Source organism: Bradyrhizobium sp. 155, assembly GCF_023101105.1.
Lineage (GTDB): Bacteria > Pseudomonadota > Alphaproteobacteria > Rhizobiales > Xanthobacteraceae > Bradyrhizobium > Bradyrhizobium canariense_D.
Genome location: NZ_CP064706.1, coordinates 103,436 through 117,776, shown reverse-complemented (window position 1 = coordinate 117,776; position 14,341 = coordinate 103,436). Strand labels below are relative to the sequence as shown.

Below are 14,341 nucleotides of genomic sequence, written 5' to 3'. Positions count from 1 at the left end.
TCGGCCCGACCTAGCATTACAGTTGCTTTTGTTGCGGGCTTCTGAATCCATGGGCAACCATGATTCGAATGTCGTGGGCGCGGGCCGCGTCGGTTGAGGCGACGCTTGCGTTGTGGGCGGCGTCGCTTCGAGAGATCAAGCAACGGATACGTCCGTTGTTCACGCAAGAGCGTGTTGCGACGAATGCAGGTCTGTTCCTGGAAGGTCTGCTCGGAGATGAGCAGCGCAAGACCGGTTGGATGCGCGCGGAGGCGGCTGGCGATCCCGGCCCATGGCGGCAGCAGGCGATTCTGGGTCGTGGAGACTGGGACGCTGATGCCCTGCGCGATATCGTGCACGACTATGTCATCGAGCATTTGGCGGATGACGATGCGGTGCTCGTGATCGACGAGACCGGTTTTCTCAAACAGGGCAAAGCGTCATGCGGAGTGGCGCGGCAATACACTGGTTCGGCAGGAAAGATCACGAACTGCCAGATCGGCGTCTTCGCTGCCTACGTTTCGCGTCATGGCCATGCGTTCATCGATCGCGCGTTGTATCTTCCGAAGGAATGGACCGACGATCCAGATCGTCTGGAAGCCACATATGTGCCTGCCGATGTCGGCTTTGCGACCAAACCAAAGCTTGCGACGAGAATGATCGCACGCGCGATAGCCGGGTCTGTACCATTCAAGTGGGTTGCCGGTGATACCGTCTACGGTGTTGGCAACATCGAACAGCAACTACGTCGGGCAGGCAAAGGCTACGTGCTTGGGGTCAGCAGCGCTCATGTGTTTCGATCCTGGGGCAAGCGACCGCCGGTCGCCGGTACGGCTGCAGACCTCGCCCGGACGCGGCGCTCATCCGACTGGAAGCGCCTGTCGGCGGGAGCCGGAACCAAAGGACCGCGGCTGCACGATTGGTGTTATCTCGAATTGGCGGATCTCGAGGCCGAGCAGTCCAACAGTGCAAATGACGGTTTGTGGACACGCGGTCTACTGATCCGTCGTCGCATTGCCGATGATGACCTCGCCTTCTTCACCACCTGGTGCCCAGCGGGAACAGCCATTGAAACGCTGGTCGCGGTCGAAGGCCATCGATGGGCGATCGAGGACAGCTTTGAAACGGCGAAAAACGAGTTCGGGCTCGATCACAACGAGAGCAGATCCTGGCATGGCTGGCACCGTCATGTGTCCTTGGTGATGCTCGCCTTCGCCATGATGGCCGCGATCCGACATCGCGCTAATCCGCCACCGCCCAAAAAAACGAAACGGCGCCCCCCGGCAAAAGCCAAAACATAACCACCCCACCACTGATCCGTTGGTCAATCCAGGAAATCCGCCGCATTGCTATCAGACTTGCGCGGAAGCGGATTCAACCCGCACACATCATCGCATGGTCCTTCTGGCGCAGAGCTCACCAGGCTGCCGCTCAACGCGCCCACTTCAAATCAAAAAAGCAACTGTAATGCTAGGGTCTGTACCTAATTAGCGAGTTCTGATTCCCTGGTGCCAAGTTGATTCGGCACGAGGGACTTCGATGCGCAAAGGACTGTTCTGGCTCAACGACAAGCAGTGGGCTCAGATAGAGCCGCATCTGCCAACGAACCAGACCGGCCCGGCGCGCCAAGACGATCGACGCATTATCAGCGGTATCATTCACATGCTCCAGTGCGGCGCACGCTGGCGCGATTGCCCGTCCGACTATGGCCCTTACACGACGATCTACAATCGGTTCAATCGCTGGGCTAAGCGCGGACATTGGCAGGCGATCTTTGAAGCGCTCGCCCGCTGCGGCAAGGACCGAGTGGCTTTGTCGATCGACTCCACCTCGATCAAAGCGCATCGCTCGGCGAGCGGCGGAAAAGGGGGGAGTGTGAACAGGCGATCGGCCGCTCGCGCGGTGGGCGGACCACGAAAATCCACGCGCTGAGCGACCCTGATTGCAAACCTTGCGCATTTCATCTCACTCCGGGACAAGCCGCAGACATTGCCGCAGGGCCGGCCCTTTTGAAGCTCGCGCCGCCCATGTCTTCCCTCATTGGGGACAAAGGCTACCATGGCGACGGCTTTCGCGCCGAAATCGTCAATCGCGGCGCGAAACCCGTCATTCCAAACAAATCCAACCGGGTAACCCTCCACGAATCATTGAAAAATTGATTCGGGAATCCTATAAATCGCGGCAAAATCAACAATCTGCCAAAGTAGTGCTAGTACTCCTTACTGGCTACCCGCCGATCCACTGGCCGACGCATGGCGGGCTTGGACCAGTGATTCTGCCCAACGTCGATCTGCGCATGACCCTGGTCCCGAACTGGCAATCGGGAATCGCCTCCTACCGCTATCGTAGCGGCCACGGCGATTGGCAGGAGATCGAGGCCGCGCCGGTCAAGCTGGTGTCTCCAGCCATCGCATGAACGGATCTAGGCCTTGCCCGCAACGCCCCTATCGAGACCGTGCTGATCGTTCAGACACGGCGAATAGTGTCTTCGTGGAAGGCCCGAGCTCCCTGATCACGTTGCTGTTGCCAAGGAGACAAGGCGAGTCGACGGCGGTAGAAGAACTTGCCTCAGTTCTCGCCCAGGACGAGGTCCGTCAGTCTCGGCTCATACGCTACCAGATTCGCGGGATTGCCTGCCAAGTGGCGCTTGATCCAACAACGGCATGGAGCTCAGAGGCTATGCGCAATGCGATCCGATCACTTCGACGAAGTCACGGTTCTAGCCACAAGACATTTCGAAACGGAAGCCGACCGGAGCCATCGCAGGCGCTCTTCGACGCAGCCAAGGGATTTCAATGATCTTCCGGGTGCGATGAGTCCGCGGAACGAGAAGCTCACTGGTCCCCTGTCGCAAAGGTTTCGGGCCGTGGAGCCCTCCACATCATAGCTACACGCTGAAGACGCCCGCCTGGTGGGACTGAGGTATCGAGAGAATGAACCGTTTGGGCTCTGATCGATTCATAAAAACTCATTGGACCTCGCTTCCACAGTAGGTTTGGGTCAGATGCTTCAGCCTCCACAGCTTGATGCTGCGAAGCTTACCACGGACCACGGAGCTAACCTCGTAGTCCGTACCATTCCACAGACGCGCCATGGTTCTCGCTCTCGTCGTCCGATGTCGCATCGCCAGCGTCTTCACGAGGCTGCGGAACACAACAAGCTCCAACAGCCCCAAGGCGCCCTGAAGTCATCACGAAAGCGAGTATCCATGCATGTCGAACCTCAAGCTAGGGCCACTTTGCCTTCGCAGCATCGACCCAACCCGCAACATGCGGCGATTTTACATGCTTTCGACCCAATCGACCTTGTTCGGCGGAGTCTCGCTGATTCGCAACTGGGGCCGGATCGGGACGACCGGCCAGGCGAGGGTGAAGACTTTCGATGCCAGCGCGGAAGCCGGCGAAGCATTCGGACGGCTGGAGCGCGCCAAGCGCGGGCGCGGATACAACTCTGTGGAGGAAAAAGTCTGAGCTTTCGTCAGTTTCCCGGGGTCCGGATGGGAATGAAGGTGTGGAGGGCGAGGCGACGCCGGATAGGTTATCTAATCTTCTCATGCGCGACTCGCGCATCGCACCTTGCGACTGCGGGAGCGAACAACCCGAAATGGCGATCGTGGCCGTCACGCACGCGCTTGCAGCGAAAATCGTCTATCTGGGAGCGCATATGCATTTCGTCGCTATTCAGCCCATCAGAACCGACCGTGCCGGTGATGTAGAGCCCGACCGTCTGCGCCGCCGGCTGCAAGACGTCCAGGGCCTGCCGGCAGCTTAGCAGTCGTTCTGGCAGCGCTTTGCCGGTCCGGAGTTCTGCTTCATCTTCGCTCCTGGTGGCTACGATGAGCCAAAAATATCCTCGGTAAAACCTTCAATGTGTCTCAAGAACGCTGCGGCGAAGAGGTCGGTTTGATTTACGTGGCAGATGACCTGCCCCTTGTCAGAAATTGTGCCGGGACTTAGTGTCACATTAACCGAACAAGCGGCAATCGCCTCGCCTCGCCGCCGGATATTGCAGACCATTCCTCAGTCTCGGCTCGTTACTGGGAAGTCCGCCCATTAGGCCGGCACGTCGTCCCAAAATCGGGGTCCACTTCAACGCGTCGCGTTGATCTGGGATGGTTGCAATGCTCAACGCGGGCGAATGCCGAAAGCTCGCCAACGTTCAGCCGAACTGTCGGCGCTGCGCAGCTCCGGATACGTTGGCGCGGCTCCTGTGGAGATGGCGGGCTGGCCCCAATTAGACGGCGCGTGAGCTTGGAGGTCTGGTCAGAAGTGCGGCTCGTTCAACCGGCTTCATTGCAACCGGCCGGTGCGTAGCCGCAAATGCCACCCGGAGGAGGCACACCCCTTCTTTGATTCAGAAGAAGACGCATCCGCGGCACGCAGACCTGCTCCGCATCATAATGATCGATCACGTAGTGGCGGGCGGTCGCGCGCAGCTCGGAGAACCTTGTCGGCTGTGTCAGCGCTTCAATAATCCGTTCGGAAAGTTCGTCCACCGCGAAGAATGGGACAAGCAAACCGTTTTCGCCGGGGCGGATGATTTCGCGTACTGGCGCCGTGTCAGAACCGATCACTAGGCATCCTGCACTCATCGCTTCCAACATCGACCAGGACAGTACGAAGGGATACGTAAAATAGACGTGTGCGGATGAGACCTGAAGGGCGGTAACAAAGGTGTCGTACGGGACGCCGCCCACGAAATGTACACGGGACAAGTCGAGGCGATCACGCACCTCAGCAAGGAACGTTGACTTCCAGGTCGTACCCGTCGGTGGCGGCAGACCGTAGGACACGCCGGTCCTGCCGATGATGATGATCTGCGCGTTCGGCCGCCGTCTCAAGATCTCCGGCAGTGCCCGCATAAAGATATGGTAGCCCCTTAACGGCTCGAGATTTCGCGCGACAAACGTCACAACCTCGTCGGAAGGGCGAAGGTACTGGCCATTCGGTAGTGTCAGGCGCGCATGGGGGTTCGGCCGCATGCGGGCAGTGTCGATGCCCTCATGGATCACGTCGATCTTGCTTTGATAATGTGGGGGAAAGGTCGATTTTTGCCATCTCGTTGGCGAGATCCCCATTTCGCAATCCTCGAGCGCGAGCAGAGTCGTCGCATTCTTCACATCAAGACCAATATGGCCATCAACTCCGGGCACCGGAAATTCCGGGTCAAACCCGACGTCACGCCCCTCGGGCCCGTAGAAAAATTCGCAATAGATGAGCAAACGTGCCTTGGGAAACATCGTACGCAGCGGCAGCGTCTCGCCCCATCCGGGATGGGCGAGGATCATATCCGGCGAAAACCCGGACGTTTGTAAGCTCGAAAGACTGTACAGCACCTGCTCTGCGCGTCGGCACTCAAGATCGAAGCGTCGCGCAAACGGATGCGTTCCCGACACCTCAGCTTTTGGAAGTGCATATCGGACCAATCTTACGGATGGCATCGGTCTTGAAGTCGGTGCGCCGATGGCAACGAGCTCGAAGCCAGGCTCCCTGGCCAAGGCAGCCGCTATGTTGCGGTACTGCGCCGGAAAATTGTTGTGAACGAAAAGAATTTTCATTGGCAAAAGCTCTGGGCGTGATCAACGCAAACAGGTGCGTCCGGCAGTTTCCGATTCGAGGGCTTAAATTGTATTCTGCTGTCACAGATTAAGTGAACGTGACAAACGCATGACAGCTTTGGTTGTTTCCCTGCCGTGTTGTCTATGATAAGCTGCTTAAATGCGCGTTAAATTGTGAGCATTCTGATGAGCACCAAGCAATTCCGCGTCAACTCTGAGTCACAAAGCCGCCGTTCCGATTTGATCGACCCCGATGATATCCCGGGCGTTATCGTGCTGCTGAGGCACGAGAACGAAAGGCTTCGTCAGATACCGGAGCGGCTCAGTGCAGAAGCCGAATGCATACGCCGATCTCTATTGCCCGGGTTGGCGTCCCGCCGCTCGCTTGAGAAGCGTTCCCTAAGGCATCTTGTTCGCGGACCGGTCGTCGCAGCGACGCTCCGAATCTCAGGGGATCACGCAAGATCGTCAAGCGAGAAGAAAAACTCTTTGGTTCATCGAATCTGATTGGGGGCAACGATGGATGATGTTGAGCAGCAGAAGGTCGTAAGTTTAGATCGGGGACTCTTCTTCGTGAGCTACAAGAGTGCGGACGATCTCGCTTCGCCGCCGCACGTGACAGTTGTACCGACGCAGGGACATGAAGGGCGCATGGAGTTCATCATGCATCCCGACGCAACCGAGCCGACACTTTGGGAGCCGAATTCGGGCCTGATGGTCCGGGTCAACACACCTGGCACGTTGCAGATTCAGGTTCAGCCGAAGCGACCCGGGGGATCGCGCGCGGCCATGGTTCGTATCGAGCCGATTCAGTCCGGCCGAGCGCCGCTCGCTGCGCAAGGTGAGAGCGCGGCCATGCACGCAAATGTTGCAATGGACGGTCTCAAGATCCTCGGACACGTCGCAGGTCGCGGCGATGTTGTCGTCGCGCCTAACGCATGGATTGCAGGTCCAACGGCCCCATCGCGCATCGAAGGAATTGCCCTTGAATGGCCGGAGAAGCCGGCGGGTCTCGATATTCGCTATGCGGTCCAAGTCCCCATTGGCCAGGCAGGGAGTGGCAAAATGGTGTCGCTCGGGACCTATGCCGGTACGCGTGGACGAGCCTTGCCTATTACAGGCGTCGTGCTGGAAATTAGTGGAGCCGCGGGATTCGAGTGCGTGGCGGAAGCGACGTTCTTGAACGCGCCGACCTTGCGCGCCGTCGGTAAACGCGTCGTTCTGTCGGGGCCGACCAGCCGCGAGCCTCTGGTTGGCATTCGAATCGGCGTCAACCGATTAGCAGCCCCGGACAATGTCCTCGTTCCCGCAAAACCGTCTCGAAAGCCGGTCGGCTCCAGCCGGGTCCGCGTCTTCCGCAGCCGGGCGCGCCAAGAGAGCTCCATCGGCCAGGGGCAATCCGAAAATGGAGCCGCGTAGCGTGGGTGAGCGATCGGCTGGGTCGGACCACCATCGCAAGATTCGCGATGTTTCCTTCCTTGTCGGGCCTCACGCGCATATCGCCCTCGAACGCCTCGCAGCCGAGGCGTTGACCACGAAGGAGTTCGCGACGGCGCTCAAATACGCCGATCGACGCATTCGAGTTTCGCCTCCACCAGCAGCTCACTGCTTCGTTCTCCGCGCCGAAGCCGCTTGGAGGCTTGGACATAGCGAAGCTGCGCTGTCCGATCTTGCGCGGGCGCTTCTTGTCGATCCTTACGATGTCGGCGCCAACCGCCGGATGCTGGCATGGGCTGCCGACGAACGGCGACTGGCCGCAGCCGCTCAACTCATATGCCGCGAAAGCAGTCCGGCTATCCTTCGAGCTGCCATCGCGGAGCTGCGGCGTGCCGGGGGCCGCCATTGGGCGGCCTGCTCTGTATTCGACAATCACGTGACGGGCTGGGTCGCCTGGACCAACGCCATTTCCGTCGAAGTGAGCCTTGCAACCGAAGACGGCACGCTGACGAGCATTTTCGAACCCAATCCGTTTCACCCCCTGGCGAGCGCAGATGTGCAGGCAACAACCTTCTTGGTTCGGCGGCCACCGTCCACTACAGCTCAAATCGTGACGCTGAGATGCGGCGAAGACCTCGTCCAGGTTCGACGCGTGGCGCCCAACCTCACCTCGACGATGAACCTCCGAGCCGCTCGCGATCCTTCCATCAGACTCGGAGCGAACGTCGACCTGCCGACCGTTATTGTCCCCGTCTATGCGGATGCGCGGGCAACGATCGAATGCTTCGAGAGCCTCGACAAGGCAAGGCGTCCACGAGGGACTGATAAGGACGCCTTTCAGGTTCTCGCCATCGACGATGCTAGTCCGGAAGTGGAGCTGCAGCGCCATCTGAGCGAGCTTGCAGCGGCAGGCAAGATTCGTCTCCTCGTGAACCCGGTCAATCTCGGCTTTGTCGGCGCGATCAATCGGGCGCTGAACGAGATCCAGAGGGGCGACGTAGTACTGCTCAACTCCGACACGCTCGTTCCGCCCGGCTTCGTCGATCGGTTAGCCGACGTGGCATATTCGGCGCCAAACATCGGAACCGTCACACCACTTTCCAACAACGGCGACATCTTTTCCTTTCCAACGCCAAACGACGTTAATCCGATGCCGCGCTATGACGAGATTGTCGCAATCGATCGCGTCGCCAGCGCAGCTAATGCGGGGAACGCGATCGACGTCGCAAGCGGCATCGGATTCTGCCTCTATGTTACACGCGCCTGCCTCGACAGTGTGGGCCAGCTCTCGGACAATTTCGATCGCGGTTATCTCGAAGACATCGATCTCTGCCTCCGCGCGCGGACCAACGGCTTCCGGAATGTTTGCGCGCCGTCGGTCTATGTCGGACATCACGGCTCGAAATCTTTTCAAGAGGAGAAGCGCGGCCTCGTGCTTCGCAATCTCAGCGTTTTGGACCAGCGATTCCCGGACTACCGGGGGGAATGCCGCGCCTTTGAAATCGCCGATCCGTTACAGCCGGCGCGCGCCGCGCTCGAGCGTGCGCTGCCATGGCCGGCTGAGCCATCGGTACTAGTTCTCGCGGGCGAGCGGACCTGCCCTGCCGTGACCGACGCGCGGATTCGCCATCTCCGCCTGCATGGCGAGCGCACGGTCCTGCTCTCGCGGGACGACAACGTGCTTCACCTCCGAGCTGCCGACGGAGGTTTGCCGCAGACCACGCGTTTGAGGCTCGACATAGAGGCAAATCTCGCCAGCGCTGGCGACATCCTGGGGCGGCTATCCCCATCGCGTGTCGAAATCATTGAGCCAAACCCGCCGCCGTGGCTCATCGAGCTGATCCGGTGCCTCGATGTTCCGATCGATCGCTGGCTGATATCGGCGAGCATTGGCGAGATTGCTTCCCTGCCCTCCGGCACAACTCCACTTTTCGTTCCCAGCAAAACGGCAAAGGCCTATGCACAAAGCAGGTGGCCCGATCGCAAGATCGTGCTGCATGACTGGCCCACATGTTTCCTGACACTGCCGCCAATCTCCGCCGATGACAAATCCCTTGTAATCGTTCCCTCGACGCCAACGCTCGCATCCCTGCGCATGATAGAAACATTGGCCGAGCGCCTGTGGCGGCGCGAGCCATCGCTCCCGATCGTCATCGCCGGGGCGACCTGCGGCGATGATCGCCTGATGTCACGGCCCAATATTTTCGTCACCGGCGCGATTGCCGCGGACGAACTTGGCGATGTCCTGAGACCGCATAATCCGGGCTGGATCCTCACCGATTTTGAGCAGCCCATCTTCGGCCATCCTCTCGTCGAAACCGCCAGACAGGCGACAAGGCCAGTCGCCTACCGCGACTGGTCCGGCGGCGCGCCAAAGCCCCGCAAAGGCGACCTTGCCATTTCTGCCATTGTGAACGCGGCAGCGCTTGCCGACCTCGTGGTCGACTGGGTCACGCAGTCCTGAGCATGTCGCCTCTCTCTCGCCACCCATCCGAATCGTCGATCGGACCAAAGTTCGTCAGCCGGCTCGAGCTCGCGCGCGATGGCACGTTGTCCGGCTTCGTCTACGACGCCCAGGTGCCGGAGCGCCGCTATAGCGTCGACATTTTGCTCGACGGCCTGGTGTTCAGCACAACCTATGCCGACGCCTTCGTTCCCGAGCTTGCTGAACAAGCGCACCAGGCGAGTTGCGGATTCGCGATCACGATTGAGCCAGATCTGCTGCGCGCCGCACGCACCCTCGAGGCCCGCCTCGCCAATCTTGGCACGCCTGTCGGCCAACCGGTCGATTTGGAGGGCGAGTACGCAAATCGCGCCGATCTGCGCAAGAGGTGCCAGTTGCGCTGGCTCGGCGGGCTGCATTTCCAGGGCTGGATCGATAGCGACTCCGCGCTCTTTCTGGAGGCAATCGTCGACGGAGAGGCCGCCGCCCAGGTTAATGCAACCGCCTGGACGCATGTTGGCGATGCTGCGGCACACCGGAATGCGCGCGCTTTTGATTTCTACGTCCCGCAACGCTTTGCCGACGGGCGCGTTCACCGCGTTTCGTTGCGCACGGAGGATGGTGAGCCAATTCCAGCGACGGCCGTCTTTGTCGCCTTTCCCGACGGCCTTGCCGGAATGATCGACGCGCTCGGCGGCTACGGTGCCGAGCGCCTGCGCGGCCAGCTGTATGATCAATTGATTCCCGCCTCGCTTCCGTTCTCCTACTACGTGAATTGGCGCGATCGCTTTCCGCTGCCGATGCCGCGAGCAAGTGGCCTTTCGCTCGCGGTCGTCGTCGCCGGCGCGCCCGGCGCAGAGCAAACGCTCGCCGCGCTGGAGACCCAGACCCACGAAAGCTGGACGGCAGGCGTGATTGACGGGGAGCTACTCTCCGTCGACAGCGACGCTCTGTTAGAGTTTTTGGACGGCGCCGCGTCCGATTCACATCACGTTGTCATCGCGATGGCGGGTGCGGTGCTCGAGCCGAATGCCCTTGCCCGCATTGCCGCAGCATTCGACGCCTATCCGGATGCGATCGCCCTGTACGGCGACCTCGATTTTCTCGCCGAGGACGGCCGGCTCTGGCCGCTGGCCTTTCCTGCATTCGACTACGAAAGGATGCTGGAGCAAGGCTATTGTGCGCATCTGTTTGCTGTTCGACGAGACGCCCTGCTCGCCGGCCTTGAGGCCCGTCCCGACAATCTTTACCGCCTCTTCAACTGCCTGCTCGATCACGCTGGTCCACGTGAGGACAACATCCTTCATCTGCCGGGCGCACTGGCGACGCTTCCTAAACTCGATCGAACGTACGCCAGCCATCAGCTTGCCGCGGCGAGCCGAATGCACCTCGACGCGCGTGCCGTCAGTGCCGACGTGAACCCGCAACAAGTTAACCTCTTTCCTGCGGTTCGAATTGGTCGAGCGAGTCCGCGCCAGCGCGTGACAGTGGTCATCCCGACCCGAGACCGTCTCCCGCTCTTGCGGACCTGTATCGACAGCATCGCGCCGGCGGTTGAGTGCTGCCGCGCAGATATTCTCGTCGTCGACAATGACAGTGTCGACCCCAAGACGATCGCCTATCTTGCAGGCCTGGCGAGTCGCGGCGTACGGACTTTGCGGGTCGAAGGTCCCTTCAATTTCGCGAGGCTGAACAATCAAGCCGCAGCAACCCTCGACAGTGACGTGCTCTGTCTCCTCAACAACGACATCGAGGCGAGTTCCAAAGACTGGCTCGAGGAGATGCTCACGCGGCTCGCCGAGCCTGATGTCGGTGCGGTCGGCGCGCTCCTGACTTGGCCTGGCGGCGTCGTCCAGCATGGCGGTGTCGTCCTGGGAATGAATTTCGCGGCGACTCACGCCTTTACCGACAGGTTCGGTGATGATCCCGGGTTTCTCGATCAGCTCCTTGTGGCGCACGAATGCAGCGCCGTGACTGCGGCCTGCCTCGCAACCAGACGCAGCGACTATCTTGCCGTTGGGGGGATGGACGAGACGCGCTTCGCGGTCGCCTTCAACGACGTCGACTATTGCTTACGATTGCGCCAAGCGGGCAAGCGTATCGTCTTCACGCCGCATGCGAAGTTGGTTCACGCCGAATCGGCCAGCCGCGGGCGGGATGATCGCGCCGACCGGCGCGGCCGTTTCGAACATGAGCTTAATCTGCTTCGAGCGCGCTGGGGTGAATGGCTCAACGAGGACCCTACCTACAATCCGCAGCTCTCGCGCGACGGGCTTCCCTACAGCGGCCTCGCCTGGCCGCCCGGGCCACGCGCCCCTCGCTACAATCATCTCAAACCGGCGCGCGACGTGCCGTTGGGGTTCTGAGGCGGCGACTCATCGTCCTTCAGGCCGCCGCACGCCCCCTTCGCTCGATCCGCCCTTCAATCACGAACAGGCTCGCTGCTGGAGCTGGCGCGCCGGGTCGGCGCGTGCTGCTTTTTCTTGCAAGGCAACGAAATCGTCGAGTTCGACCGACAATGCCTCCTGCCAATTCGGCGTGGTCATTCCAAACTGTCTCTTCAGGCGCGACAGGTCGAGCCGCGAATTGCGGGGCCGCATCGCCTTGGTCGGGAAATCGGCCGTGGCGATCGTAATGACGCTCTCCACCTCGAGTCTTAGGCCGCGCGACCTAAGGCCGGCGATGATCGCGCTCGCAAAACCATGCCAACTGGTCTCGCCGGCGCAGATGAGATTGACGACGCCGCCTTTGCGCGCAAAGAGCTCATTAAGGTTCGACAGATTTGGCAGCACGATATTTGCAATGGCGTTGGCGATCGTTCTCGCAGTGGTCGGCGCACCGATCTGGTCAGCAACGATGCGCAGCTCTTTGCGCTCCGCCGCAAGCCGCGCGATCGTGCGTAGGAAGTTGGCGCCCTTGGCGGCGTAGACCCAAGAGGTACGTGCAATCAGATGTGGACCGCCTGCTGCGCAAATGGCGGTGTCACCCGCGAGCTTGCTCGCGCCGTAGACCGACAACGGCCGCGTTGGACTATCCTCGCGCCATGGCGCCTTCCCGGAGCCGTCGAAGACGTAGTCTGTCGAAAAATGCACCAGCGGCACGCGACGTTTTGCAGCCCATTGGGCGATCACCCCGGGTCCCCCGGCATTGATGCGGAATGCGAGCTCGCGCTCGTCCTCGGCGCGGTCTACGGCGGTATAGGCCGCGGGATTGATGATGAGATCCGGCTGGAACGTGTCGAGCGCCCCGACGAGTGTGTCAGGCTTCGACAGATCGAACTCGTTGAGGTTAGGCGCGATGATTGTGCCAAGTCGAGCCAGGATTGGTTGCAATGCACCTCCGACCTGCCCGCTGGTTCCCGTCAATAGTATCCGCATCAGACTTGCCCATACAATGGAAGGTTTTTGATGTCGGCAAGCAGCGGCGCGTCCGCGTCCTTGGCCGAGAGCGACGGCTTTTCGATACTCCAGTTGATACCAATCGCCGGGTCGTCCCAGCGGATCGAAATCTCGTTCTCCGGACTATAGAAATCATCGCATTTGTAGAAAAAGTCCGCGGTCTCTGAGAGCACCAGGAAACCGTGCGCGAACCCGCGCGGAACCCATAGCTGCCGCCGGTTCTGCTCGCTCAACTCGACGGCAACGTGGCGTCCGAAATTCGGGCTCCCGACGCGGATGTCGACGGCGACGTCGAGCACCTTGCCCCGCAGCACGGCGACCAATTTGCCCTGGGTAAGGGGATTTTGCAGATGTAGACCCCGCAGCACGCCGTAGCGCGAACGGGACATGTTGTCCTGCACGAATAGCCGCGTGATACCGCATGTGATGTAGCGAGTGAACCGATAGCTCTCGACGAAGAAGCCACGGTCGTCGCCGAAGAACTTGGGCTCGATGATGAGAACTTCGGGAAGCTCGGTCCGGATCACATTCATTTCGGAGCACTTTGAATTTGCCGACCGACCCGATCTTTGGATCGTCGTCACAAAGTTGTACTCTTCACATTATATGTTATGGTTGTGATAAGTAAACTGTGAGGGACAATGAAAGGCATCATTCTCGCAGGCGGCACCGGCTCTCGCCTTTATCCCGTGACGACCGTCGTCTCGAAGCAACTTCTGCCGGTCTTCGACAAACCCATGATCTACTACCCGCTCTCCACGCTAATGCTGGGCGGTATCAGGGAAATTTTGATCATCTCCACGCCGCAGGACAAGACGCTTTTCGAGCGCCTGCTCGGCGATGGCAGCGAAATCGGCTTGCGTTTCTCCTACGCTACACAAGCGACGCCGCGCGGACTTGCCGACGCGTTCATCGTCGGACGGCATTTCATTGGCGATGATCCGGTCGCCCTTGTGTTAGGCGATAACATTTTCTACGGGCACAGCCTGCCTGGAATGTTAACTAAGGCATCCCTGCGCAACAAAGGCGCTACCATATTCGGTTATGTCGTCAACACACCCGAGCAATATGGCGTTGTCGAGCTCGATCAGGCCGGCCGCGCCCTTTCGATCGAGGAGAAGCCGAAACAGCCGAAGTCCAACGTCGCGGTGACCGGCCTCTACTTCTACGACAACGACGTGGTCGACATTGCCGCACGCATCAAGCCGTCGGCGCGTGGCGAGATCGAGATTACGGACGTCAACAAGGCCTATATGGATCGGCGCGATCTCTACGTGGACGTGCTCGGTCGCGGCTTTGCCTGGCTCGACACCGGTACGCATTCCTCGCTCGTGGAAGCCAGCCATTTCGTCCAGATCCTCGAGCAACGCCAGGGCCTGCGCATCGCCTGCCCAGAAGAAATCGCGTTGCGACAGGGCTACATTACGATTCAAGCGTTCGAGCGGGTGGCCGCGAAAACGGCCAAGAGCAGCTACGGCGAATATCTACAATCTGTCGCACGCGCGCACAGAGCAGCCTGATTCGGCA

General features: G+C 60.2%; 11 protein-coding genes and 1 pseudogene. 9 read left to right on the top strand and 3 right to left on the bottom strand.

From position 1 onward, the window contains the following. Positions 1–59: 59 nt before the first annotated feature. From IVA93_RS40075 to IVA93_RS40055, 5 genes and pseudogenes are all read left to right on the top strand, one after another. Positions 60–1,280, top strand: coding sequence for an IS701 family transposase (locus IVA93_RS40075; protein WP_247285483.1), 1,221 nt, complete (start codon positions 60–62; stop codon positions 1,278–1,280). Between the two features lie 238 nt (positions 1,281–1,518). Then, positions 1,519–2,120, top strand: a pseudogene (locus tag IVA93_RS40070) (IS5 family transposase); the annotation flags it as partial. 128 nt (positions 2,121–2,248) lie between these two features. Continuing rightward, entirely contained in the window at positions 2,249–2,395 is a 147-nt protein-coding gene (locus IVA93_RS41520; RefSeq protein WP_524536899.1) for a hypothetical protein, read from the top strand. Positions 2,396–3,191: 796 nt separating this feature from the next. After that, on the top strand, positions 3,192–3,449 hold the full coding sequence (locus tag IVA93_RS40060; protein ID WP_247790173.1) for a WGR domain-containing protein: 258 nt from the start codon (positions 3,192–3,194) through the stop codon (positions 3,447–3,449). A 133-nt stretch (positions 3,450–3,582) separates the two neighbouring features. Next, positions 3,583–3,750 carry a hypothetical protein gene (locus IVA93_RS40055; RefSeq protein ID WP_247790172.1) on the top strand — a complete coding sequence of 56 codons (168 nt, stop codon included), beginning with the start codon at positions 3,583–3,585 and terminating at the stop codon, positions 3,748–3,750. A 508-nt stretch (positions 3,751–4,258) separates the two neighbouring features. Here IVA93_RS40055 and IVA93_RS40050 read toward each other — a convergent pair. Further along, positions 4,259–5,536 carry a glycosyltransferase family 4 protein gene (locus tag IVA93_RS40050; RefSeq protein ID WP_247365802.1) on the bottom strand — a complete coding sequence of 426 codons (1,278 nt, stop codon included), beginning with the start codon at positions 5,534–5,536 and terminating at the stop codon, positions 4,259–4,261. A gap of 519 nt (positions 5,537–6,055) precedes the next feature. On the opposite strand from IVA93_RS40050, the gene IVA93_RS40045 reads away from it, so the two are divergent. The 3 genes from IVA93_RS40045 to IVA93_RS40035 all read left to right on the top strand — a co-directional run bounded on the left by IVA93_RS40045 (position 6,056) and on the right by IVA93_RS40035 (position 11,782). Further along, positions 6,056–6,955 (top strand): hypothetical protein, encoded by a 900-nt coding sequence (locus IVA93_RS40045; RefSeq protein ID WP_247790104.1) that lies wholly within the window; start codon positions 6,056–6,058, stop codon positions 6,953–6,955. Position 6,956: 1 nt separating this feature from the next. After that, positions 6,957–9,437, top strand: a complete 2,481-nt coding sequence (locus tag IVA93_RS40040) for a glycosyltransferase family 2 protein (protein ID WP_247365813.1) — start codon at positions 6,957–6,959, stop codon at positions 9,435–9,437. 86 nt (positions 9,438–9,523) lie between these two features. Next, positions 9,524–11,782, top strand: a complete 2,259-nt coding sequence (locus IVA93_RS40035; RefSeq protein ID WP_346771692.1) for a glycosyltransferase family 2 protein — start codon at positions 9,524–9,526, stop codon at positions 11,780–11,782. A 60-nt stretch (positions 11,783–11,842) separates the two neighbouring features. On the opposite strand, the gene rfbD is transcribed toward IVA93_RS40035, so the two are convergent. Together rfbD and rfbC are read right to left on the bottom strand one after the other, a co-directional pair. Continuing rightward, on the bottom strand, positions 11,843–12,793 hold the full coding sequence (rfbD, locus tag IVA93_RS40030; protein ID WP_247365816.1) for a dTDP-4-dehydrorhamnose reductase: 951 nt from the start codon (positions 12,791–12,793) through the stop codon (positions 11,843–11,845). Continuing rightward, positions 12,793–13,347, bottom strand: a complete 555-nt coding sequence (gene rfbC, locus IVA93_RS40025) for a dTDP-4-dehydrorhamnose 3,5-epimerase (protein ID WP_247365818.1) — start codon at positions 13,345–13,347, stop codon at positions 12,793–12,795. The genes rfbD and rfbC overlap by 1 nt, the downstream gene beginning before the upstream one ends. 108 nt (positions 13,348–13,455) lie before the next feature. Here rfbC and rfbA point away from each other — a divergent pair, with 108 nt between their 5' ends. Then, positions 13,456–14,334, top strand: a complete 879-nt coding sequence (gene rfbA, locus IVA93_RS40020; protein WP_247365820.1) for a glucose-1-phosphate thymidylyltransferase RfbA — start codon at positions 13,456–13,458, stop codon at positions 14,332–14,334. Positions 14,335–14,341 lie beyond the last annotated feature (7 nt).